The sequence below is a fragment of the Phyllobacterium sp. CCNWLW183 genome, assembly GCF_037203775.1.
GTDB classification, from domain to species: Bacteria; Pseudomonadota; Alphaproteobacteria; order Rhizobiales; family Rhizobiaceae; genus Phyllobacterium; species Phyllobacterium ifriqiyense.
The window spans coordinates 171,210-195,302 of sequence record NZ_JBBCBN010000009.1 but is presented as its reverse complement, the minus strand read 5'-3'; the positions used below and the strand labels follow the sequence as shown (position 1 = coordinate 195,302).

Genomic DNA, 24,093 nt, shown 5'->3' with positions numbered 1-24,093 from the left:
GCCGCTTCTTCAGCGGCTCGAAACGAATGCCGGGGTGCGCGGAAACTAATCGCGCACCCTGACGTTTTTTACTCTGCAGCGTCGGGCAATGCCTGTTGCTGTTCCTGCTGGCGTGTATCGTCCAGCTCGACATTAAGTCCGAGCGAACGCATTTCCTTGACGAGAACGTTGAAGCTCTCGGGAATGCCTGCTTCGAACGTATCGTCGCCGCGGACAATCGCCTCATAGACCTTGGTACGACCGGCAACGTCATCGGACTTGACCGTAAGCATTTCCTGCAGCGTGTAAGCCGCACCATATGCTTCCAGTGCCCAGACCTCCATTTCACCGAAGCGCTGACCGCCGAACTGGGCTTTACCACCCAGAGGCTGCTGCGTAACGAGCGAGTAAGGTCCGATCGAACGGGCGTGGATCTTGTCGTCAACCAGATGGTGCAGCTTCAGCATATAGATGTAGCCGACAGTCACCTGACGATCAAAAGTTTCACCCGTACGTCCGTCGTACAGTGTCGACTGACCGGAGGATTTTAGGCCGGCCTGCTCCAGCATCACATTGATGTCTGGTTCATGCGCACCGTCAAATACCGGCGTTGCAATCGACACACCGCGCTTCATCTGTTCGCCAAGACGAATGATGCTTTCATCATCATAGTTGCGAACCGGTTCGTTGCGGTCATTGTCCGGGATGATCGACTCAATCGTCGCCCGAAGCGGAGCAATGTCGCCCTGCTCGCCTAGTGCGTGCTGTGCCTTATAGGCTTCGATTAGTTCCCCGATCTTCTTGCCCATTCCGGCGCAAGCCCAGCCCAGATGCGTCTCAAGGATCTGACCAACGTTCATTCGGCTTGGCACGCCAAGCGGATTGAGAACGATGTCAACATGCGTTCCATCTTCAAGGAACGGCATATCCTCAACAGCAGCAATACGCGAAACAACACCCTTGTTGCCGTGACGGCCAGCCATCTTGTCGCCTGGCTGGATCTTGCGCTTCACAGCGACAAAGACCTTGACCATCTTCATGACCCCTGGAGGCATCTCATCGCCGCGCTGGACCTTTTCGACCTTGTCCATGAAGCGCTGTTCAAGCAGCTTCTTGGAGTCGTCATACTGGTTGCGCAGAGCTTCGATTTCGCCCTGGATCTTTTCGTCTTCGACAGCAAACTGCCACCACTGCGAACGTGGGTATTCACCCATGATGTCCTGCGTAACGACTGTGCCTTTCTTGAACGCTTTCGGTCCGGCAACAGCAGATTTGCCGTTGAGAACATCAGCAAGACGGCCATAGACGTTGCGGTCCAGGATAGCCTGTTCGTCGTCGCGGTCCTTGGCCAGGCGTTCGATTTCCTCACGCTCAATAGCCATGGCACGTTCGTCCTTTTCAACGCCGTGGCGATTGAAAACGCGAACTTCCACTACCGTACCGTAAGTCCCGGGCGGCATGCGCATCGAGGTGTCACGAACGTCCGAAGCCTTTTCACCGAAAATGGCGCGAAGAAGCTTCTCTTCCGGCGTCATTGGGCTTTCGCCCTTCGGAGTGATCTTGCCGACAAGAATATCGCCCGGCTGAACTTCAGCACCGATGTAGACGATACCGGCTTCGTCCAGATTCTTCAGCGCTTCTTCCGAAACGTTCGGAATGTCACGCGTGATTTCTTCCGGTCCAAGCTTCGTGTCGCGAGCCATAACTTCGAACTCCTCGATATGGATCGAGGTGAAGACGTCATCCGAAACGATCTTTTCAGAAAGCAGGATGGAATCTTCGTAGTTGTAGCCATTCCACGGCATGAACGCGACCAGCACGTTACGGCCAAGAGCCAAATCACCCAGATCCGTCGAAGGACCGTCAGCAATGATATCGCCCTTTTCGATCCGGTCGCCTACACGTACCAGCGGACGCTGATTGATGCAGGTGTTCTGGTTCGAGCGCTGGAACTTCATCAGGCGATAAATATCAACGCCAGACTTGCCCGGTACGAGATCTTCCGTCGCACGGATAACGATACGGGTTGCGTCAACCTGATCGACGATACCTGTACGGCGGGCACCAATAGCAGCACCGGAGTCGCGAGCAACAACCGGCTCCATACCTGTTCCGACGAATGGCGCCTCAGCACGAACCAGAGGAACGGCCTGACGCTGCATGTTCGAGCCCATCAGAGCGCGGTTGGCGTCGTCGTTTTCAAGGAACGGAATAAGTGCGGCGGCAACCGATACAAGCTGCTTTGGTGAAACGTCCATCAAATCCACGTTTTCACGTGGGGCCATCAAGACTTCACCCGCATGACGGCAGACAACGAATTCATCTGTGAATCCGCCGGAAGAGTCGAGCTCCACATTGGCCTGCGCCACGTGATACTTGGCTTCTTCCATTGCCGACAGATAAACAACGTCGTCGGTAACCTTACCATCAATGATCTTGCGATACGGGCTTTCGATAAAGCCGTACTTGTTGACCCGAGCAAAGGTTGCGAGCGAGTTGATCAGACCGATATTCGGGCCTTCCGGCGTTTCAATCGGGCAGATACGGCCGTAATGTGTCGGATGAACGTCGCGAACTTCAAAGCCTGCACGTTCGCGAGTCAAACCGCCAGGTCCCAAAGCCGAAAGACGACGCTTATGCGTAATCTCGGACAGCGGGTTGGTCTGATCCATGAACTGCGAAAGCTGCGAAGAACCGAAGAACTCACGAACCGCCGCTGCTGCTGGCTTTGCGTTAATCAGATCCTGCGGCATGACAGTGTCAATTTCGATGGATGACATACGTTCCTTGATGGCACGCTCCATGCGAAGCAGACCAACACGATACTGGTTTTCCATCAATTCGCCGACCGAACGCACACGGCGATTGCCGAGATTGTCGATGTCGTCGATTTCACCACGGCCATCGCGCAGATCAACCAGCATCTTGACCACGGCAAGAATGTCTTCCTTGCGCAGGATACGGACAGTGTCTTCCGCATCCAGATCAAGGCGCATGTTCATTTTGACGCGACCAACAGCCGACAGATCATAACGTTCGCTGTCGAAGAACAGCGACTTGAACATGGCTTCAGCCGAGTCAATTGTCGGTGGCTCACCCGGGCGCATGACACGGTAAATGTCAAACAATGCGTCCTGGCGGCTCTCGTTCTTGTCCACGGCGAGCGTGTTACGGATGTATGGTCCGATATTGACATGATCAATATCGAGAACGTTGATTTCCGAAACGCCCGTGTCGAGCAGAACCTTGAGGGTCTTCTCGTCAAGCTCGTCGCCTGCTTCGAGATAAACTTCACCAGTTTCCATGTTGACGATATCTTCGGCTAGATAGGAGCCGAGCAGATCGTCTTCGGTCGCCTTGATGAACTTCAAGCCTTTTTCAGCAAGCTGCTTGGCGCTACGCGCAGTCAGCTTCTTACCGGTTTCGAGGATAACCTCGCCCGTATCAGCATCGATAACGTCAGTGGTCGCCTTGAAGCCGCGGAAACGGTCGACTGAGAATGGAATACGCCATGTCTCGCCGTCACGGTTGAATGTGAGCGAATTGTAGAAAGTCGACAGAATCTCTTCTGGATCCATGCCGAGCGCCATCAACAGCGATGTCGCCGGAATTTTGCGGCGGCGGTCGATACGCGCATACACAACGTCCTTTGCATCGAATTCAATATCGAGCCATGAGCCGCGATACGGAATGACGCGCGCAGCAAACAGAAGCTTGCCGGACGAATGGGTTTTGCCCTTGTCGTGATCAAAGAAGACGCCCGGTGAACGGTGCATCTGCGAAACGATCACGCGCTCGGTGCCGTTTACAATGAACGTACCATTATCGGTCATGAGCGGCATATCGCCCATGTAAACGTCCTGTTCCTTGATGTCCTTGATCGACTTCGCGCCGGTATCTTCATCGATATCGAACACGATAAGGCGCAGCGTCACCTTAAGCGGCGCAGCATATGTCAGATCGCGCTGACGGCATTCGTCAACGTCGAATTTTGGAGCTTCGAACTCGTACTTGACGAATTCGAGCATGGAAGCACCAGAGAAATCCTGGATCGGGAAAACAGACTTGAATACAGCCTGCAAACCTTCGTCCAAACGTCCGCCCTTGGGCTCTTCCACCATCAGAAACTGATCGTAGGAAGCCTTTTGAACCTCGATGAGGTTCGGCATCTCTGCGACTTCCGGAATCTTACCGAAAAACTTGCGTACGCGCCTACGACCATTGAAAGAATGGGTCTGAGCCATCGTCGCTCCTCGTCTTTATGCCAGAAACTGGCCTGTTTCTTAAAACCGCGTATGCGGCCCCGTGAACGGGACAAAACCCGTTTCCTGAAAGCACCAAATTGCCATCAGGAAAAGGGTTGAGTACCGGGCCCTCCGGAGAGGGTAGTCGGCGGACAGGTCACCCTGCCCGCCAATAACGCAAGGATTACTTGAGTTCAACCTTGGCGCCAGCTGCTTCGAGCTGTGCCTTGATCTTGTCAGCTTCGTCCTTAGTCGCTGCTTCTTTAACTGCCTTAGGAGCAGCTTCAACGAGGTCCTTGGCTTCTTTCAGGCCAAGACCGGTGATTGCGCGGACTTCCTTGATCACGTTGATCTTGTTAGCGCCGGCATCGGTCAGAACGACGTCGAATTCAGTCTTTTCTTCAACAGCAGCTGCAACTGCACCACCGCCAGCCGCGGCAACAGCAACAGGAGCGGCAGCAGAAACGCCCCACTTCTCTTCAAGAAGCTTGGAAAGTTCCGCAGCTTCAAGAACTGTAAGGTTGGACAGGTCTTCTACGATCTTTGCGAGATCAGTCATTGTGATATTCCTTTACAAGGTTCGATATATTGACAGCGAGAACGGCCTTATGCCGCTTCGTCCTTCCGGGCATAGGCGCCAAAAACGCGGGCAAGCTGAGCTGCCGGTGCGTTTACGACCTGAGCGATGCGAGAAGCTGGTGTCTGGATCATACCAACCAGCTTTGCGCGCAACTCGTCGAGTGATGGAAGTGCGGCCAGAGCCTTCACGCCATCTGCATCAAGAGTTGTTGCTCCCATTGAGCCACCGAGGATAACGAGCTTTTCGTTGCCCTTGGCAAATTCAATGGCGATCTTTGGTGCCGTAATCGGATCATTGGAATAGGCAACAAGTGTCTGACCTACGAATAGATCAGAAATGCCTTCCGATTCCGTGCCTTGAAGAGCGATCTTGGCAAGGCGGTTCTTCGCGACTTTAACAGTGCCACCAGCATCACGCATCTTGGAGCGAAGATCGCTCAGCTGCGCAACGGTGAGACCGGTATAGTGGGCCACGACAACTGAACCGGAATCCTTGAAGACCCCATTCAGCCAAGTGACAAATTCGCGCTTTTCCGCTTTTTCCACTGTCTCTCTCCATTTGACAGTAATGCGATATTGCATTCCTGCCGGGTTGCCTTTTGTTGCAAGCCTTCAGTCCGAAAACTGAAACCAAACAACAGTTGAGGATCCTGTCCCCCCTGCTTCGCCGGATTGGCTGCAAGCGAAAGGCAACTACGGTTCGAACCTTGTTCTTTGGGCAGAGCCCTCAAATCAAAGTTTTTCCACGTCTCATGCAGGTTCTTACGAATTAAGGCGAACCACCCGCAATCTCGGACAGGATAACCGGATTTTCATCCGGTTATCCAGGCCCCGAAAGGCCTGGAATTCTTTTCAATCAAGCGGTTAAGCTTGAAAACTCAATCAACAGTTACGCAATGCGTACTGTTGCCGGGTCGATCTTTACGCCAGCGCCCATTGTCGAGGAAATCGCGACGCGCTTGACATATTCGCCCTTGGAACCAGCAGGCTTGGCCTTGGTTACCGCATCAGCGAAAGCCTTGATATTCTCTTCAAGCGCCTTGGCATCAAAAGAAGCCTTACCGACGCCAGCATGAATAATACCGGCCTTCTCAACGCGGAACTCAACAGCGCCGCCCTTCGAAGCCTTAACTGCAGCTGTAACGTCAGTCGTAACCGTGCCAACCTTTGGGTTTGGCATCATGCCGCGAGGTCCTAGAACCTTACCGAGACGGCCAACGAGCGGCATCATGTCCGGTGTTGCAATGCAGCGATCGAAATCGATCTTGCCGCCATTGACGATCTCGAACAAATCTTCTGCACCAACGATATCTGCGCCGGCAGCCGTGGCTTCATCAGCCTTGGCACCGCGTGCAAACACGGCAACACGAACTGTACGGCCAGTGCCGTTTGGCAGATTGACAACACCACGAACCATCTGGTCCGCATGACGAGGATCAACGCCGAGATTCATTGCAACTTCGATAGTTTCGTCGAACTTGGCGACTGCACGCTCCTTGACCATGGCAATTGCCGAAGTCAGATCATAGAGCTTGTTGCGGTCAATGCCTTCACGAACCTTCGCTACGCGCTTTGCTACTTTTGCCATCGGATCAGCCCACCACTTCCAGGCCCATCGAACGGGCAGAACCTTCGACCATGCGCATTGCAGATTCAACATCTGCTGCGTTCAGGTCTTTCATCTTCGCTTCAGCGATTTCGCGGACTTTCTCGCGCGTAACCTTACCGGCAACTACCTTACCTGGTTCTTTGGAACCGGACTTCAGATTTGCAGCCTTCTTGAGGAAGTAGGAAACCGGAGCGGTCTTCATTGCAAAAGTGAAGGACTTGTCCTGATAATATGTGATCACGACTGGAACGGGCGAGCCCTTTTCCATTTCCTGCGTAGCCGCATTGAAGGCCTTGCAGAATTCCATGATGTTGATGCCGCGCTGACCAAGTGCCGGTCCGATTGGCGGGGATGGCGTTGCCGATCCTGCCGAAACCTGCAGCTTGAGCTGGCCTGCTATTTTCTTAGCCATTATACTCTGCCTTATGGTTATGCCGGATAAACCGGCACCTTTACATTATGCTGAAAAACCAGCGGTTGCAGTTTGGTGGTTCGGTTTAAAACCCGGCTAAGGTTTCTCACCTCCCACCTCTTCGTCACCGGAGTGACAGGACAACTTCGAGAGCCACCCTTATGATCAGACTTTTTCCACCTGACCAAATTCCAGATCGACAGGAGTTGCACGACCAAAGATCGAAACCTCGACCTTGAGGCGCGAACGCTCCTCATCAACTTCCTGTACCGTACCGTTGAACGACGCAAAGGGTCCATCAGCAACACGAACGCTTTCACCAATCTCAAACGAGATCGATGCCTTAGGACGCTCAACACCCTCCTGAACTTGGGTCAGGATGCGCTCTGCTTCCTTGTCGGAAATTGCGATCGGCTTATTATCCGAACCCAAAAAACCGGTTACCTTCGGCGTGTTCTTGATCAAATGATATGCATCATCCGTCAAATCAGCACGAACCATGACATAGCCCGGGAAGAATTTACGCTCAGCATCAACCTTACGGCCACGGCGCACTTCAACCACTTTTTCGGTCGGAACGAGGATCTTTTCAAAAAGATGCGACAGACCCTTCTGTCGCGCCTTTTCTTCGATCGACTCGGCGACCTTCTTCTCAAAATTCGAATAGGCGTGAACGATATACCAGCGCGCGGTCATTGTTGAATTCCCAATCCCGATTTTCTTGTCAGCCTGCGTTAACGACCAAGACCGAGAATGAGATCAATCCCGTATGCCATCAACTGATCAGCTGCGAAAAAAAAGATCGCAGCAAAGAACGCCATTATCATCACCATCGCAGTGGAAATGAGCGTTTCGCGACGCGAAGGCCATGTGACCTTTGCGGTTTCAGCGCGCACTTGCTGAAAAAAAGTTATTGGATTCGTTTTGGATGCCATTTACCGCTCGTGCGTGTCATTTCGCTGCAAACACACTGCATTAATATTTAAATGCCGACTGTTCACACCATTACGGCCCGTAAAGCTGATTATTCAGCTCCACGCACCGCGTGTCTGTTGACGTTACATAGAACCGATTCCGGTAAAACACAAGGCCCCGGAGTCAATTCCTTCTCAACATCTGCAGTTACACCATCCAATCGTGTACCCAGCAGACTATATAGATGGCAGGGGAGACAGGATTCGAACCTGCGACCTACGGTTTTGGAGACCGCCGCTCTACCAACTGAGCTACTCCCCTATCTTCGGGGCGTACATTCCACAAAGCCGTGGCCTTTTCAAGGGCCAATACGCGACTTCTTGCGCCTTGCTGAAAAATTATCTGTTTAGCTTGCCAACAATTGCGCCTGACTGCGTCCATTTCCGATTCGGAACCAAATTCTTTGCAAACAAAAAGGGCGATCCAATGGACCGCCCTTCCCGATTCGAACTGTCAGGCGACAGTCTTACTCAATGATAGAAGCGACGATGCCAGCACCGACGGTGCGGCCACCTTCACGGATAGCGAAGCGGAGCTTCTCTTCCATGGCGATTGGCACGATCAGCGTCACATCAACCGAGATGTTGTCGCCAGGCATGACCATTTCCGTACCTTCCGGCAAAGTCACTACACCCGTCACGTCAGTCGTGCGGAAGTAGAACTGTGGACGGTAGTTGGAGAAGAATGGCGTATGACGGCCACCTTCGTCCTTCGTCAGAATATAGGCTTCTGCCTTGAACTTCGTGTGCGGCTTGACCGAACCTGGCTTGGCAAGGATCTGACCGCGCTCAACGTCTTCACGGCCAACACCGCGAACCAGTGCACCGATGTTGTCGCCGGCCTGGCCCTGATCGAGCAACTTGCGGAACATTTCAACGCCGGTAACTGTTGTCTTTGTCGTCGGCTTGATGCCGATGATTTCAACTTCTTCACCAACCTTGACGATACCGCGTTCAACGCGGCCAGTCACAACCGTACCACGACCCGAGATCGAGAACACGTCTTCGATCGGCATCAGGAATGGCTGGTCAATAGGACGCTCTGGCGTTGGAATGTACTTGTCAACTTCAGCCATCAGCGCGCGAACTGCGTCTTCGCCGATTTCCTTGTTGCTGTCTTCAAGTGCAGCCAAAGCCGAACCCTTGACGATCGGTACATCGTCGCCCGGGAAATCATACTTGGAAAGAAGCTCACGAACTTCAAGCTCAACCAGTTCGAGCAATTCAGCATCGTCAACCTGATCAACCTTGTTCAGGAACACGACGATCGCTGGAACGCCAACCTGACGGGCAAGCAGAATGTGCTCGCGGGTCTGGGGCATCGGGCCGTCAGCGGCAGACACAACCAGAATAGCGCCATCCATCTGCGCAGCGCCGGTGATCATGTTCTTCACATAGTCGGCGTGGCCAGGGCAATCAACGTGTGCATAGTGACGCGCAGGCGTCTCATACTCAACGTGTGCCGTCGAAATGGTGATGCCGCGTGCCTTCTCTTCCGGTGCAGCGTCAATCTGGTCATACGCCTTGTACTCACCAAAATACTTCGTAATCGCTGCCGTCAACGACGTCTTGCCATGGTCAACGTGACCAATCGTGCCGATGTTTACGTGCGGCTTATTACGTTCAAACTTGCTCTTAGCCATAATCGTCGTTCTCTCGTCATCACAACCGGTCTAGAGGCCGGTACCATGTTTGTAGTCAGACGAGACAGCGAGCCGTCCGTCAGCACAGTCACCCGCCCGGCCAAACACGACCGATCCGGGTTGGGTTCGTCTTGGGATATGCTCGTTCATATGGGGACACATGAGCGGCGTACAAGCTCAAGACAAAATCGAAGAGCACCATACGCGCTCTCGCGTGTACGCGGTGCTCTCTGTCGAAACTGGAGCGGGTAGCGGGAATCGAACCCGCATATTCAGCTTGGAAGGCTGCTGCTCTACCACTGAGCTATACCCGCACAACACTCAAATTGGCACATAATCTCCACCAAGACCAATTCGTCTTGGGATTATGCGCCAGGCGGGCGGTTCCGGCAGTGGTGGAGGAGGTTGGATTCGAACCAACGTAAGCCAAGCTAACGGATTTACAGTCCGTCCCCTTTAACCACTCGGGCACTCCTCCGGTCACTGCCGATGGAACCGCGCCATTTGGCACTTCGCAAACAACCGCCGGACAGTTCATCAGGCTGCTGCTTGCGGAGGGCCTTATGCCGACTAGGTCACGTGGTGTCAACACTTACTGGCAGAAAATGAATGAGTTGTGGAAATTGCCTGACAAATTATGCGGTTCAACCGACCGAAGCCAATAAATTCAACGAATAGTCGTATCGCTGAACGAAGTGAAAGCGTATATGGTCGCGTTATGACGACACAAAAACCCACACATACGCAAAAAGATTCCCATTACGCGACATTGCGCCGCCAGTACCGCGATCAGAAGGCTGGCGGTACACCGCAACAGGCTGAACGAGCTTCGCGTCCTCAAGTCGCCGGCACACAAGCACCGGAAGGGCTTGTCCGGCTCTATGGTTTGCATACGGTCCGCGCAGCACTGGATAACCCTGCCCGCCAGATCAAACGCATGCTGGTCACGAAGAATGCTCTCGATCGACTGGAAATCGCTGATCCAGACGCCCTGGGATTCGACGTTGAAATTGTTGAGCCCCGCGCAATCGATAAGGAAACCGGCTCTGATGCCGTGCATCAAGGCGTGATGATCGAAGCAAAGCCTTTAAAAGCCCAATCTTTGAAAGTGCTTCAAGAAAGCGATCTCCTGCTGATTCTTGATCAGGTTACTGATCCACACAATGTCGGCGCAATCATGCGGTCCGCAGTGGCCTTCGGCGCTGGAGCTATCATCACAACGGCAAGGCACAGCCCACAAGAATCAGGCGTCCTTGCAAAAGCCGCTTCTGGCGCGCTTGAACTTATTCCCCATATAGAAGTTCGCAATCTTGCTGATGCGATCAGTGAATTACACGAGCTCGGCTTCACAACAATTGGGCTTGATTCGGAAGGGCCGCTCGAACTCGAAAAAACGATGAAGCCAGGACGCATTGCCTTGGTCCTCGGCGCAGAAGGCAAAGGCTTACGTCAGAAGACGCGCGAGACAGTTACCCACCTCGCCCGTCTTGATATGCCCGGCGCTATCAAATCATTGAATGTGTCCAACGCGGCTGCAATCTCACTTTATGCAGCCCAACGCTATCTGACGCGATGAAGGAACTGCCCACCACGGTATTGGCGTGATCTAAACAACCTTGGCGGCTGCCCGACCAGCAATACGGCCGGAAAATATGCAACCGCCAAGAAAAGTTCCTTCAAGCGAGTTATATCCGTGAACTCCTCCACCGCCAAAGCCAGCCGCCTCGCCCGCCGCGTAAACTCCCGGTAGCGGCTCGCCGCCTTGTTTCAGAACACGTGCATTCAGATCAGTCTCTATGCCGCCCAATGACTTGCGCGTCAGAATATTGAGTCTCACCGCTATCAGGCGCCCATGTTTTGGGTCCAGTATCTTGTGGGGAGGCACGACGCGAACGAGCTTGTCGCCGATATAATTGCGCGCGCCCCTTATCGCCGTGATTTGTGCGTCCTTCGTGTAGGTGTTCTCGACTTCGCGATCGCGTGCAGCAATTTGTGCGTGAAGTTTTTGCTCATCAATCAAATTATCCCCGCTCAGAGCGTTCATTCGCCGCACCAGATCAGTCAGATTATTTTCAACGATGAAATCTTCGCCCTTATCGAGAAACGCTTTAACAGGTGAGGGAATGCCACCGGTGGCTCGCTTCAATACCTGCCGCCAACTCTTGCTGGTGAAATCAGGGTTTTGTTCTGAGCCTGATAGCGTGAATTCTTTTTTCACAATGGTCTCGTTGAGTATGAACCAAGAATAATCATGTCCCGTTTTCATGATGTGACTGAGCGTGGCCAATGTGTCGAAGCCCGGCAAGCATGGTGCAGGCAAGCGATTTCCATTGGCATCAAACCATAAGGATGATGGCCCCGGCAGAATACGGATAGCATGCCTAGACCAAATCGGGTTCCAATTGTGCACGCCTTCGACATAGTGCCACATGCGATCGCAGTTGATTAGATGCGCGCCGCTTTGTTCGCTTATGCCCAGCATCAATCCATCAACATGATCCGGCACCCCGCTGATGAGGCGTTTAGGAGCTTCACCCAAGCGTTTTGGCCAATTTTTGCGCACAAGATCGTGATTGGCTCCCATGCCTCCACTGCAAACAACAATTACCTGCGCCCTTAAAATGAACGAGCTGGCAACCACACGTGAACTGGGCTCACTGCGCTTGACATTGCTAGGCTCAAGCACCTCACCCTCCACGCTGTCCACAATGCCGCCATTCGTGCCGAGCGACGTGACCCTGTGGCGAAATCGGAAACTTAAAAGTCCTTTTTGTTCAGCCTCACGGGCCCGCCGGACAAAGGGCTCGACTACGCCCAACCCCGTTCCCCACGTAATATGAAAGCGTGGCACAGAATTTCCGTGGCCCGTCGCCAATGAACCGCCCCGCTCCGCCCAACCGACGATAGGAAACCAGCGCATCCCTTGCGCATGCAGCCATGAACGTTTTTCGCCGGCAGCAAAATCGACATAGGCCTCAGCCCATTTTCGCGGCCAATGGTCCTCCTCGCGATCAAAGCCCGCAGATCCCATCCAATCCTGCAATGCCAACTCGTAAGAATCTTTAATTCGCAGTCGACGCTGCTCGGGACTATTTACAAAAAACAATCCGCCAAAAGAGCGCCACGCCTGTCCGCCCAATGTCTGCTCGGGTTCCTGATCAACAATGATTACCCGCTTGCCCGCATCGGTCAGTTCCGTGGCAGCTACCAACCCCGCCAGCCCCGCCCCAATCACAATAGCATCAGCATCATATGTCATCTCTGAGATCTCCCCCTTAAGCAACATTGAACTACAGATAACCTTTACGTCAACGTTATTACGCACGTCGATTCTTTGAGCGCCTGATTATCGTGGCGCTTACGCGCGTTTCCGATGATATCGAGACATGCTTGGCCAGACTGCCCTATTCGACTAACCCTGAAAGACAGTATCGGCCCGGTTTTCGGGCTTTTCGTAAAATTATTTCGTATAAACCACATTTTCCGTTTTACACTTCGGAGCTTTGTGCTAATCGAACGCCGCTGCCCTTATAGCTCAGTTGGTAGAGCATCTGATTTGTAATCAGAGGGTCGGGAGTTCGAGTCTCTCTGGGGGCACCACCTTTTCCTTTAATATTTGCACGCGAGCACGCTGGTAATTCTTTACCTGCTTCGCGCATGATGCACGCTCCAGATCTTTTCGCCGGCTAGTTGTCCAAGCGCTGCAGCGGCGTTGTTTCTTTACCAATATCACTTTCGCGTTTTGCCAGATCACGCCCAGCGTGCTAGGCGATATATCCTTATTCCTTTACATTTCGCAGGCAGTCATGAACCGGAAAATTGAAACATTTGCTTTTCTTTCCTCCGGCACGCCGGATTCGGATGAAGCTGCTCAAGAACTCATCAAATTCTACGGTCAGTCCGACGCTCGCGATGCTGATGTGATCGTTGCGCTCGGTGGCGACGGTTTCATGCTGCAGACATTGCAGCACTACATGAACCAAGGAAAAATGATCTACGGCATGAACCGCGGATCCGTTGGCTTTCTAATGAACGAGTTCAGCAGCGTTGGCCTGAAGGATCGAATTGAGGCTGCGCAATCCGAGACGATTCGGCCACTGAAGATGGTAGCGGAATCGGTGGAGGAAGGCACTGTCACGGCCTTCGCCCTCAATGAAATCTCCTTGCTTCGCCAATCATACCAGGCAGCGAAAATCCGTATCAGCGTTGACGATCAAATCCGGCTGGAAGAACTCATTTGCGATGGTGTCATGGTTGCCACGCCTGCAGGTTCGACGGCTTACAATCTTTCAGCCCAAGGGCCCATCCTGCCGCTTGATGCACGCCTTCTTGCGCTTACACCTGTTTCGGCTTTCCGGCCGCGGCGCTGGCGTGGCGCGCTCCTGCCCAATAAGGTGACTGTGCGTTTCGATATTCTTGAGCCGGAGAAACGACCTGTCAACGCCGTTGCAGATCATACGGAAGTAAAGTCGGTTTTATCGGTCACCATTGAAGAAGCTTCCCAGCTGCGAGCTACCATTCTCTTTGATAAAAACCATTCGTGGAACGAACGAATTCTAAAGGAACAGTTCCTTTATTGACAACATTAGAATAAAATGACGGACAATTGTAACAAACGCTTAAATGTGACCATACCAAAGAGTTGACTTTTGCTGGTATGCGCCGTAACGCAATTACAGCAAACGCTATGCAATCAAGCGTCAGATGCTTCTGGCAAATGCAGCTTTACGCCACTAACAGGCATGTATGGTACCGACTGCAGATAGAAAGTTAAATCTCCATTGACCACCTTTGCTGATCTGGGCCTTTCACCGAAAGTGCTCGATGCTGTAGAAGCAGCAGGATATACGATCCCGACCCCCATCCAGGCAGGCGCAATTCCACATGCGCTGCAACGCAAGGATGTCCTCGGCATTGCCCAGACGGGAACCGGCAAAACCGCTTCATTTGTATTGCCTATGCTGACACTGCTCGAGCAGGGGCGCGCCCGTGCCCGCATGCCCCGCACGCTCATTCTCGAACCCACGCGCGAACTCGCAGCGCAGGTCGAGGAAAATTTTGTTAAATATGGAAAAAACCACCGCTTGAATGTTGCGTTGCTCATCGGCGGCGTTTCTTTCGACGACCAATTGCGCAAGCTTGAACGTGGCGCAGACGTACTGATCGCTACGCCAGGCCGTTTGCTTGATCATTTCGAGCGCGGTAAACTGCTGCTGAGCGCAGTAGACATTCTCGTGATCGATGAAGCTGACCGGATGCTCGACATGGGCTTTATCCCGGATATTGAGCGCATTTGTAAACTCATTCCCTTCACACGGCAGACACTGTTTTTCTCGGCTACCATGCCACCTGAGATCACCAAGCTGACGGAACAGTTTTTGCACTCGCCAGTACGCATCGAAGTGGCGAAGGCTGCAACGACTGCAAAGACGGTTGAACAGAAGCTAGTAAAGTCCGGCAAGAAGGATTGGGAGAAACGGGCAATATTGCGCGATCTTATCCGCGCTGAGGCCGATGGACTTAAAAACGCAATCATCTTCTGCAACCGCAAGAAAGATGTATCGGAGCTCTTCCGCTCGCTCGTTAAACATGAGTTCGACGCTGGCGCACTCCACGGTGATATGGATCAACGTGCGCGCACGACAATGTTGGCGAATTTTAAGGATAACAAGCTTAAAATACTTGTTGCATCCGATGTCGCCGCGCGCGGGCTCGATATACCCGATGTGAGTCACGTGTTCAATTTCGATGTACCAATTCATTCCGAGGATTATGTTCATCGTATTGGACGCACGGGACGCGCAGGACGCTCCGGAAAGGCGTTTACGCTCGTAACACAAGCAGACGTCAAATATCTGGCATCCATAGAAAAACTGATCGGCGAAGATATCGTCTGGTACGATGGTGATCTGTCGACACTGCCCGTATCGAACGAGCCGGATGAGGCCCCTCGTCGTGGACGCGGTGGCCGTGACAAGCCAGCACCAAAGCGTCGCCGCAATGAAGGTCGTGAGCGCGAGCGCCCACAGTCCGAAATTGACATCATAGCGGCTGCTGAGAAGGCAAAAGACATTGAAGTCGAGCCTTTGGACGATCAGCCTGTTATTCGTACAGCTGATAAGCCCAACAAGGTTGCGATTAAAACTGAGAATGAACAACGTCGCGCTCGCCCCGCTGCAGCTCGGCCCGAGCAACGGCCGGAACCACGCCGCGACCATCGCAGAGACCGTGATGATATGGGGACAGCCCCCATTGGCTTTGGCGACGAAATTCCTGCGTTTATGCTGATTGATACTAAAATCTGAGCATGAATAGTCCGGGCGTTGGGTGCGGCATCGTATTTCTGAAAGAGGGGCATATTCTTCTTCTGCAGCGTAAGAAGAGCCCGGAAATAGGTTGTTGGGGCATACCAGGCGGTAAAGTAGATTTTCTTGAAACCGCCGAACAGGCTGTGCATCGCGAAGCACTCGAAGAAACCGGGCTTTACGCCAAAACCATGAGTTTGCTCGGCATCAGCGAACAGCTATTTCATGATGAACAGCAACACTGGCTGGGAGTGTTGTTTCTTGCTGAAAATTTTTCAGGTGAAGTGCAATTGCTGGAACCCGAAAAGCATGCGGGAGTAGGCTGGTTCTCGTTTCAACAATTGCCAAATTTATTGACCTTGCCCACAAGGCATGCTCTCGGCTTTCTCGAGCAGCGCGGCTTGATCTGAGACTACTTGGCCACGCGCAGAGCGGCTTCATAAGCCCGCTTGGCCCATTCGGTCATGATATCCGGGTCATCAAAAGCCTCCTCCGGAACGGACCAGTAGGGCATTTTTACCTGCTTGGACTTACCTGTGTAGGTCCATTGCTCACAGCCTGCTGCTTCAAATTCCGGAATTGATACCTCATCGGCTTTAAGAAGGACATTTCCGGTTGAAAGTTCAAGGGCGATAATTACCCCCTCGAAATAGATGCCCTTACCACCAAACATCCGCCGGATGCTAACGCCGCCCAATCCCGCAAACAAATCGTGGATCGCATCATTATCCACGTGACGACTATCAAGAAATGGCAGGCGTCAAAGCTTCGGGGCGAGCCGGTGTCAATTCAACCGATTCGCCGCAGCCGCAAGCTGACGTTTGATTTGGGTTATTGAATACAAAACCAGTGCGCAGTTTGGTAATTTCGAAGTCCATTTCGGTGCCAAGCAAGTAAAGCACTGCTTCAGGCGCAACAAAGACCTTGGAGCCATTTTTCTCGATAACGTCATCGCCCGGCTTGGCCTCAGTGACGAGATCGATTGTATATTCCATACCTGCACAACCGCCCTTCTTGATTCCGACGCGGATACCCAGCGCATCTTCACGCGACGATGTAATTTCGTCGACGCGGCTCGCAGCAGCGTCAGTCAATGTTATGACAGAAAAACGACCCATTTATCAGCTTTCTTGTTCAGACGGTGCAACAATCACCTGCCACTATAATTAGTGTTACACGGACGTCACTGCAAGTGTTCACAATAGGCATGGGCTCGAAAACAGACAAACGGAAGGCAATGACCATGAAAAATCGTTATTGTGTCCTTATCGGCATTGCAATGCTGGCTCTCCACACGGCTCCAGTTATTGCACAGGAACCAAAAGCACCTGCCTCAAGCAGCGAAACACCTGCGGTTTCTGACACACCTTCCAAAATCGAAACGGCACTGAGTCCAACTCAGACGCCCCCCGAATACCTGGATAATCGAAGCACGCCGGAAACTCTTATCAAATCCTACTACAATGCTATCAATCGACAAGAATATGCGAGAGCGTACAGCTATTACTTACCTGAAAGCCCTCCCCAGCCATTTCCACAGTTTCAGGCTGGATATGAAAATACCAAATCGGTGACGGTTCAGTTTGGAAAGGTGGAAGGCGAAGGTGCTGCAGGATCAGCCTATTGGAGCCAACCCATTGCGGTAAAATCCGAAGAGAAAGATGGCTCAATCAAAGTCTTTTACGGTTGCTATCGACTAAAGCTTGCGAACCCTGCCATACAGGGCGTTCCATTCGTGCCGCTTTCATTGATAGACGGCACGCTGCAAAAGTCCGAAAAAAGCATGGAAGAAAGTGTGCCGGAAGGTTGTGAAGCCCCTTGAATTCCGGCACTCTTTTTCGTGGATTAGATGAAGCAGATTACCGCTCCGATAATCGCAGCAATACTAAGCAGGTCGATGGTGCGATTTTTTCTGTCCTTCATCACTGCACGGCTACTATTCACCATGATCAAACGCTGGATGCCATGAGCGCCCGAAGCACCGACCCAGCCATTTCTAGCGAGAGTTCGGCGATACCACAGCGCTTGCAGCACGAAGCAACCGAAGAAAATTGTGATCAAAAAATTGATATTCGCTAAGGTTACATAACTGGTCATCACTATCGCTCCAACAACCACAAACAGTGCAGCTCTTAAAAGAGAAATGTCCTTGCATGACATTCGCTCTCATCTGCTGGTTGCAATAGAATGGAATATTTGCAGTAACAATCCGTACCTTAGTCGTACGCCTATAGTCTAATACCCTGCACGCGGCTCATTAAAACGATTTATGAATTCGTTGAAAGTTCAGAAATTTATAGGAGAGAGTGCCACAGATCGGGGCCATTGGCGCGGTATAATCGCGCCCATCAATCGAAATAACAGTATAATATTGTTGCTGTAATGACAGCGGCGCTAGCCAAACCCATTGAAACCAAGGTCTCGCGCAACAGTTTTTTCCGCTCCTTTGCCACGTCGGCCAAAAGGGTCAACGTGCAGCGCCCGTCCGACAGGCCCGCAATATCTGCCGCATTTAATATCTCAGATAATTCGTGGCTGTGCCAACACGCTTTTATTATGAATGAGAGGCTAACGGAGACCAAAAGGATCCGAGCCACAGACACACCATCAAACATTCTTATTCCACTGTAAAATAAGCAGCAAAAATGGATAAATCAGAACGAAAATTTCTGTTCCGGGAATAATGTAATGTATCGAAAAGAATAAGCTGATTCCAGCCAGACTTTAGTCTAACTCGTTGAAAAATAAAGACTGCTTATTAATACCAACCAACGGCGACTTGGGCTTCTTCAGACATCCGATCTGGCGTCCATGGTGGATCGAACGTCATCGTTACGTCGACAAAACTCACGCCCTCTACGGCGCTGACTGCATCTTGTACCCAGCCAGGCATTTCACCGGCAACCGGGCAGCCCGGCGCGGTAAGCGTCATCTCAATTTTCACCGAACGATCATCTTCGATATCAATCTTATAGACGAGGCCGAGTTCATAAATATCGGCGGGAATTTCCGGATCGTAGACAGTTTTTAAGGCGCCAATAACATCATCTGTCATGCGCGCCAATTCGTCGGCAGGGATGGCAGAGACTGGTTCCGAGTCGACTATCGGCGCGGCTTCGAGGGCCACATTTTCTGTTTCGACTTTATCGGTCATGATCATCACCCAAAAAACTTTCGCGCTTTTTCAAGCGCATCGGCGAGAACATCGATCTCGTCTCTGGTATTGTACATTGCAAACGATGCACGGCATGTGGAGGTTACGCCGAAGCGTTTCAAGAGCGGCTGTGCGCAATGCGTTCCCGCACGGACAGCCACACCGGCACGGTCAATAACCATCGACACATCGTGTGCGTGAATGCCCTGAAGCTCAAATGAGATAATGGCACCTTTGTCTTTGGCATCGCCAAAAATACGCAGTGAATTGATCTCGCGCAGCCGTTGGTGGGCATAGTCGCGCAGATCTTCTTCATGTGCCAAAATGGCATGGCGTCCAATTTTCTCGACATATTCAATTGCCGCGCCAAGCCCGATCGCCTGCGCTATCGGTGGCGTACCGGCCTCAAAACGATGCGGCGGATGATTATAGGTGACATAATCCTCAGTCACCTCCTCAATCATTTCGCCTCCGCCCTGAAACGGTCGCATCGATTCGAGTATCTGTTTGCGGCCGTAAAGCACGCCGATACCGGACGGACCATAAATCTTATGGCCTGTGAAAATATACCAATCGCAACCGAGCTCCTGGACGTCGACCGGCAAATGCACGGCGCCCTGACTACCGTCGACAAGAACCGGAATGCCTCGCGCGTGGGCGATACGCACAATATCTTTGATCGGCGTTACGGTTCCCAGCACATTCGACATATGCGTAATAGCGACCAGCTTGGTACGATCCGTCAGACGCTTCTCAAATTCTTCGACGTGAAACGCGCCCTGTTCATCGACCGGTACCCACACAAGTTTGGCGCCTTGCCGTTCACGAATGAAATGCCAAGGAACAATATTCGAATGATGCTCCATTATCGACAGAACGATCTCGTCGCCCTCGCCGATATTTGGCATACCGTAACCATAAGACACTGTGTTGATGGCTTCAGTGGCTGACTTCGTGAAGATGATCTCGTCAACCGATGCGGCATTTATAAAACGCCGGACACTTTCCCGTGCTTTTTCATATGCGTCGGTGGTAGCGTTAGAGAGAAAATGCAGCCCCCGATGCACGTTAGAATATTCATTGGAGTAGGTCTGTGAGATCGTGTCGATAACGGCCCGCGGTTTTTGTGCCGAAGCGCCATTGTCAAGATAGACGAGTGGCTTGCCATAGACTTCACGTGATAGGATCGGAAAATCCCTACGGATCGCGTCTACATCATACCCGCTATTGATGATCTTCGTATCCATGATCGCTGCACTTGTCCTTGGGATTGTCGCGTTATCGATCAGATATGCGCGCTCAGCCATTTGTCGAGAATTGCTTCAAGCGCTTCTACCAATGCTTCGCTTTCAAGTTCTTCAATAATCTCAGCAACGAAAGCTTTGATCAAAAGTCCACGCGCTTCATTTTCAGGTATTCCGCGCGCTTTTAGATAGAACAGATGATTACCATCGATTTCAGTGACAGTTGCACCATGACCGCAAGCGACATCATCAGCGAAGATTTCAAGTTCAGGCTTTGCATCAAACTCGCCGTCATCGGATAACAGAAGGGTATTGCACGCCATGCGTGCATCGGTCTTCTGGGCGATCCTGTTCACTTTAATCTGACCCTGAAACACACCGCGAGCACGATCCGTAACAACGTTGCGAACAACCTGCACCGAAGTCGTATTTTCAACCAAATGACCCAGCGTCATAGTAACGTCGGTGTGCGTATCGCCGGCAAGGAGGTTTACGCCGCGCAACTTGAAATCAGAGCCTTCGCCTTTTACCAGCACATGCACTTCCTGGCGTACGAGCTTACCACCTGCATTAACAACATAGAGTGTAAGCTTTGAATTGCTGCCAAGCGTCGCCGTTAATTGCGCCAACTGCGTTGCATTGGCACCCTGTTCACGCAAAATGATCCAGTTTACTTCCGCATCATCAGCAACAGTCAAATTACTGACGCTTGTCGAAAATCCTTCGCCATCGCCGCCGGTCTGGCGCTCTATGACTGTAGCCTTGACGCCTTTTCCGAATTGAACCGGAAAACGAACATGGCCCTGCCCGCGAAGCTGCGCATTTTGTATCTCTAATGGCGCTTCGAGTTCCACGCCATCGTCAACAATGATGTTCCAACCGTCAGTGACATAAGCTGCGTTGATCTGACCAATAGCGTCATCGCCATCCCGAATAGCCAGATGCCGTATCGCGGAACCATTGGCGAGTAACTCGCTGAACTTCGTGAACGTGACAGAATCAATCTTCGGGGCGTTCAACGCAGTACCGTTTGAGACGGTTGCTACTAATGATCCTGCGATAACCGAAGGTAGGGCCGCGCTACCGGCGGATGAATCATAGTCAGGTATGCCGCGTAACAAAGTGCGAAGATCGGTATAATGCCAAGCTTCGACGCGCCTTGATGGCAATCCTTGCGTCTTCAAAGCCTCAATTGCGTTATCGCGAGCACTAACAACCTCGGCATCGCCAGGCAACTCACCCATGCGATCAACAAAAGCGTCGACCAAAGCCGATTCCGCTGCAGTGGGCTGACGCCCTGTGTGAACATTCATGACATCAATCCTCAAGCGGCCTCACCGATGATATCGGCGTAGCCATTCTCTTCGAGATGAAGTGCAAGATTCTTGTCGCCAGACTTGATGACCTGGCCTTTGTAAAGCACGTGCACGCTGTCTGGCACGATATAGTCGAGCAGACGCTGATAGTGGGTAATAACTATCACGGCCCGATCAGGCGAGCGTAGTGCATTCACGCCGTCGGACACGATCTTCAGTGCATCAATGTCAAGCCCAGAGTCTGTTTCATCGAGCACGCAAAGCTTTGGCTCCAACAGTTTCATCTGCAGGATTTCAGCACGCTTTTTCTCACCGCCCGAAAAACCAACATTCAGGGGACGCTTGAGCATTGCCAGATCCATGTCGAGCGATCCAGCTGCTGTTTTAACACGTGAAATGAATTCAGGAATCTTCAAAGGCTCTTCACCGCGCGCCTTGCGCTGCGAGTTCAGAGCAACTTTCAGGAATTCCATCGTTGCTACGCCAGGTATTTCCATCGGATACTGGAATGCCAGAAAGATGCCTTTTGCGGCACGCTCGGCTGGATCAAGTTCCAGAATGGACTCGCCATTATAAAGAATATCGCCTTCAGTAACTTCATAATCGTCACGGCCAGCAAGAATATAGGACAAAGTTGACTTACCCGACCCGTTCGGTCCCATGATGGCCGCAACTTCACCAGCCTTCACCGTCAAATTAAGACCGCGAATGATTTCGGTATCTGTGTCTGCGATCTTCGCATGGAGATTTCTGATTTCCAGCATTTTAGTACCCTTTGATATTCCGTGGATCCACACTCATGATCCCAGTTAAATTTTATGGTAGTCGGCGCCGAGCTATGACGAACTTTCGCCACTTAAGCTTTTGAGGCGCTCGACCACCGAAACAAGCTCCTTGCGAGCTCTCATCAGTTCCGGTTCGAGGACACGTTCCGTCGCGGTGGAAGCCCGACCGAGCGTATCGGTCAGTTCATCGATGACATCGCCAAGCTCTTTATAGCGCTTGCGTAGCCGATCCAGTTCTTCCTTCGTGACGGTTACGGCCATTATCCGACGCTCCCCTCGAGACTGATACCGATCAGTTTTTGGGCCTCAACGGCGAACTCCATCGGCAATTCCTGAATGACTTCCTTGACAAAACCATTAACGATCAAGGCAATCGCCTCTTCCTCGGGAATGCCGCGTTGCATCACATAGAACAACGCATCTTCGGAAATTTTCGACGTTGTGGCTTCATGCTCGAACTGAGCCGTCGCATTTTTCGCTTCGATATATGGCACCGTATGCGCACCGCAATCATTGCCGATCAGCAGCGAGTCACACTGGGTAAAGTTACGCGCGTTTTCAGCCTTGCGATGGGCGGAAACTTGACCGCGATAGGTATTGTTAGACTTACCTGCGGAAATGCCTTTAGAGATGATGCGGCTTGATGTGTTTTTACCAAGATGCAACATCTTGGTGCCGCTATCGATCTGCTGATGGCCATTGGAAACCGCAATCGAATAGAATTCGCCGCGAGAATTATCACCGCGTAGAATAACTGACGGATATTTCCAAGTGATCGCTGAGCCCGTCTCAACCTGCGTCCAGGAAATCTTGGAATTGACACCGCGGCAATCACCACGCTTGGTGACGAAGTTGTAAATGCCACCCTTGCCTTCCGCATCGCCCGGAAACCAATTCTGGACGGTTGAGTATTTGATCTCGGCATCGTCCAGTGCAATCAGTTCGACAACTGCGGCATGCAACTGGTTTTCGTCACGTTGCGGTGCGGTGCATCCTTCCAGATAGGACACGTATGCGCCTTCCTCGGCGATGATCAATGTACGTTCGAACTGGCCTGTATCGCGTTCGTTAATACGGAAATAAGTGGAAAGTTCCATCGGGCAACGCACACCCTTGGGTACATAGACAAACGAACCATCCGTGAAGACCGCCGAATTCAGCGTCGCATAAAAATTATCCGAGACAGGTACGACCGTGGCAAGATACTTCTTTACCAGTTCCGGATGCTCACGAATGGCTTCGGAAATGGAACAGAAGATGACACCCGCTTTTGCCAGCTCGGCCTTAAATGTCGTTACAACAGAGACGCTGTCGAACACGGCATCAACTGCAACGCGGCCTGATTTATAAACGTTGTCACTGGCTTCTTCGTCTTCATCGCTTGGGCTTGGTTCACCGACCTTGCGGACACCGGCTAGGATTTCCTGCTCCTTCAGCGGAATACCTAATTTTTCATAGGTACGCAGAAGCTCCGGGTCGACTTCAGCAAGCGAGGTGGGGCCTGTCTGATTCTTCGGACCGGCGTAGTAAACCATGTCCTGAAAATCGATCTTGGGATAGTTGACCCGGGCCCATGTGGGCTCTTCCATCGTCAACCAACGCTCATAGGCTTTAAGGCGCCATTCCAGCATCCATTCTGGCTCATTTTTCTTGGCTGAGATGAACCGGATAATGTCCGCGTTCAGACCCTTTGGCGCTTTATCCATTTCGATAAGCGTTTCAAAGCCATACTTATATTGGTCCACGTCAAGCGTACGGACCCGATCAATGGTTTCCTGCACTGCAGGCATTGGCGTTCTCCATCCTCGCGGGGTTCAAGGTCCCGCAGTTGCAAACGTCAAGGCAGTAT

23 protein-coding genes and 4 tRNA genes are annotated in these 24,093 nt (G+C 52.0%); 6 read left to right on the top strand and 21 right to left on the bottom strand.

Going from position 1 to position 24,093, the window contains the following annotated elements:
* Positions 1–68 precede the first annotated feature (68 nt).
* From rpoB to V9K95_RS20170, 11 genes are all read right to left on the bottom strand, one after another.
* On the bottom strand, positions 69–4,223 hold the full coding sequence (gene rpoB, locus V9K95_RS20220) for a DNA-directed RNA polymerase subunit beta (protein WP_115055807.1): 4,155 nt from the start codon (positions 4,221–4,223) through the stop codon (positions 69–71).
* Positions 4,224–4,407: 184 nt separating this feature from the next.
* The gene (gene rplL, locus V9K95_RS20215; protein ID WP_115055809.1) at positions 4,408–4,782 is read right to left on the bottom strand and encodes a 50S ribosomal protein L7/L12; all 375 of its coding nucleotides are present in this window, start codon (positions 4,780–4,782) and stop codon (positions 4,408–4,410) included.
* Between the two features lie 47 nt (positions 4,783–4,829).
* Complete coding sequence (gene rplJ, locus V9K95_RS20210; protein ID WP_115055811.1) at positions 4,830–5,348, bottom strand: 50S ribosomal protein L10; 519 nt, start codon at positions 5,346–5,348, stop codon at positions 4,830–4,832.
* A 343-nt stretch (positions 5,349–5,691) separates the two neighbouring features.
* Positions 5,692–6,390 (bottom strand): 50S ribosomal protein L1, encoded by a 699-nt coding sequence (rplA, locus tag V9K95_RS20205; RefSeq protein ID WP_115055813.1) that lies wholly within the window; start codon positions 6,388–6,390, stop codon positions 5,692–5,694.
* A gap of 4 nt (positions 6,391–6,394) precedes the next feature.
* Entirely contained in the window at positions 6,395–6,823 is a 429-nt protein-coding gene (rplK, locus tag V9K95_RS20200) for a 50S ribosomal protein L11 (RefSeq protein WP_115055815.1), read from the bottom strand.
* Positions 6,824–6,988: 165 nt separating this feature from the next.
* The gene (gene nusG, locus V9K95_RS20195) at positions 6,989–7,519 is read right to left on the bottom strand and encodes a transcription termination/antitermination protein NusG (RefSeq protein ID WP_008121728.1); all 531 of its coding nucleotides are present in this window, start codon (positions 7,517–7,519) and stop codon (positions 6,989–6,991) included.
* A 38-nt stretch (positions 7,520–7,557) separates the two neighbouring features.
* On the bottom strand, positions 7,558–7,758 hold the full coding sequence (gene secE / locus V9K95_RS20190; RefSeq protein WP_008121726.1) for a preprotein translocase subunit SecE: 201 nt from the start codon (positions 7,756–7,758) through the stop codon (positions 7,558–7,560).
* A 225-nt stretch (positions 7,759–7,983) separates the two neighbouring features.
* Positions 7,984–8,059, bottom strand: a tRNA-Trp gene (locus V9K95_RS20185).
* A gap of 205 nt (positions 8,060–8,264) precedes the next feature.
* Complete coding sequence (tuf, locus tag V9K95_RS20180; RefSeq protein WP_115055874.1) at positions 8,265–9,440, bottom strand: elongation factor Tu; 1,176 nt, start codon at positions 9,438–9,440, stop codon at positions 8,265–8,267.
* Positions 9,441–9,680: 240 nt separating this feature from the next.
* Positions 9,681–9,754 (bottom strand) — tRNA-Gly (locus tag V9K95_RS20175).
* A 79-nt stretch (positions 9,755–9,833) separates the two neighbouring features.
* Positions 9,834–9,918 (bottom strand) — tRNA-Tyr (locus tag V9K95_RS20170).
* Positions 9,919–10,158: 240 nt separating this feature from the next.
* Between V9K95_RS20170 and rlmB the strand changes: the two genes are divergently transcribed.
* Positions 10,159–11,016: a 23S rRNA (guanosine(2251)-2'-O)-methyltransferase RlmB gene (gene rlmB, locus V9K95_RS20165; protein ID WP_307284438.1), complete on the top strand. Its 858-nt coding sequence runs from the start codon at positions 10,159–10,161 to the stop codon at positions 11,014–11,016.
* A gap of 30 nt (positions 11,017–11,046) precedes the next feature.
* On the opposite strand, the gene V9K95_RS20160 is transcribed toward rlmB, so the two are convergent.
* Positions 11,047–12,699: an FAD-binding dehydrogenase gene (locus V9K95_RS20160; RefSeq protein ID WP_336441847.1), complete on the bottom strand. Its 1,653-nt coding sequence runs from the start codon at positions 12,697–12,699 to the stop codon at positions 11,047–11,049.
* Between the two features lie 265 nt (positions 12,700–12,964).
* Between V9K95_RS20160 and V9K95_RS20155 the strand changes: the two genes are divergently transcribed.
* From V9K95_RS20155 to V9K95_RS20140, 4 genes are all read left to right on the top strand, one after another.
* Positions 12,965–13,040, top strand: a tRNA-Thr gene (locus V9K95_RS20155).
* Between the two features lie 173 nt (positions 13,041–13,213).
* Complete coding sequence (locus V9K95_RS20150; RefSeq protein WP_336441924.1) at positions 13,214–14,020, top strand: NAD kinase; 807 nt, start codon at positions 13,214–13,216, stop codon at positions 14,018–14,020.
* Between the two features lie 201 nt (positions 14,021–14,221).
* Positions 14,222–15,745, top strand: a complete 1,524-nt coding sequence (locus V9K95_RS20145) for a DEAD/DEAH box helicase (RefSeq protein ID WP_307284428.1) — start codon at positions 14,222–14,224, stop codon at positions 15,743–15,745.
* Between the two features lie 2 nt (positions 15,746–15,747).
* Positions 15,748–16,155, top strand: a complete 408-nt coding sequence (locus V9K95_RS20140; RefSeq protein WP_336441848.1) for an NUDIX domain-containing protein — start codon at positions 15,748–15,750, stop codon at positions 16,153–16,155.
* A gap of 2 nt (positions 16,156–16,157) precedes the next feature.
* On the opposite strand, the gene V9K95_RS20135 is transcribed toward V9K95_RS20140, so the two are convergent.
* Positions 16,158–16,478 carry a TfoX/Sxy family protein gene (locus V9K95_RS20135; RefSeq protein ID WP_115051639.1) on the bottom strand — a complete coding sequence of 107 codons (321 nt, stop codon included), beginning with the start codon at positions 16,476–16,478 and terminating at the stop codon, positions 16,158–16,160.
* A gap of 10 nt (positions 16,479–16,488) precedes the next feature.
* A complete protein-coding gene (sufA, locus tag V9K95_RS20130; protein ID WP_115051640.1) occupies positions 16,489–16,863 on the bottom strand; it encodes a Fe-S cluster assembly scaffold SufA in 375 nt (124 codons plus the stop codon).
* Positions 16,864–16,988: 125 nt separating this feature from the next.
* Between sufA and V9K95_RS20125 the strand changes: the two genes are divergently transcribed.
* Positions 16,989–17,567 carry a hypothetical protein gene (locus V9K95_RS20125; RefSeq protein ID WP_336441849.1) on the top strand — a complete coding sequence of 193 codons (579 nt, stop codon included), beginning with the start codon at positions 16,989–16,991 and terminating at the stop codon, positions 17,565–17,567.
* A gap of 23 nt (positions 17,568–17,590) precedes the next feature.
* Here the strand turns inward: V9K95_RS20125 and V9K95_RS20120 are convergent, their stop codons facing one another.
* From V9K95_RS20120 to sufB, 7 genes are all read right to left on the bottom strand, one after another.
* Entirely contained in the window at positions 17,591–17,842 is a 252-nt protein-coding gene (locus V9K95_RS20120; RefSeq protein WP_307284414.1) for a hypothetical protein, read from the bottom strand.
* A 661-nt stretch (positions 17,843–18,503) separates the two neighbouring features.
* Positions 18,504–18,905, bottom strand: coding sequence for an SUF system Fe-S cluster assembly protein (locus V9K95_RS20115; RefSeq protein ID WP_370878865.1), 402 nt, complete (start codon positions 18,903–18,905; stop codon positions 18,504–18,506).
* The gene (locus V9K95_RS20110) at positions 18,905–20,146 is read right to left on the bottom strand and encodes a cysteine desulfurase (RefSeq protein WP_307286499.1); all 1,242 of its coding nucleotides are present in this window, start codon (positions 20,144–20,146) and stop codon (positions 18,905–18,907) included. Before V9K95_RS20110 ends, V9K95_RS20115 begins: the two co-directional genes overlap by 1 nt.
* A 38-nt stretch (positions 20,147–20,184) precedes the next feature.
* Positions 20,185–21,465, bottom strand: coding sequence for a Fe-S cluster assembly protein SufD (gene sufD / locus V9K95_RS20105; protein ID WP_442958592.1), 1,281 nt, complete (start codon positions 21,463–21,465; stop codon positions 20,185–20,187).
* 2 nt (positions 21,466–21,467) lie between these two features.
* Positions 21,468–22,223, bottom strand: coding sequence for a Fe-S cluster assembly ATPase SufC (sufC, locus tag V9K95_RS20100; protein ID WP_115051645.1), 756 nt, complete (start codon positions 22,221–22,223; stop codon positions 21,468–21,470).
* Between the two features lie 72 nt (positions 22,224–22,295).
* Positions 22,296–22,505 (bottom strand): hypothetical protein, encoded by a 210-nt coding sequence (locus V9K95_RS20095; protein ID WP_307284406.1) that lies wholly within the window; start codon positions 22,503–22,505, stop codon positions 22,296–22,298.
* Positions 22,505–24,034 (bottom strand): Fe-S cluster assembly protein SufB, encoded by a 1,530-nt coding sequence (gene sufB / locus V9K95_RS20090; RefSeq protein WP_115051647.1) that lies wholly within the window; start codon positions 24,032–24,034, stop codon positions 22,505–22,507. The genes V9K95_RS20095 and sufB overlap by 1 nt, the downstream gene beginning before the upstream one ends.
* Positions 24,035–24,093 lie beyond the last annotated feature (59 nt).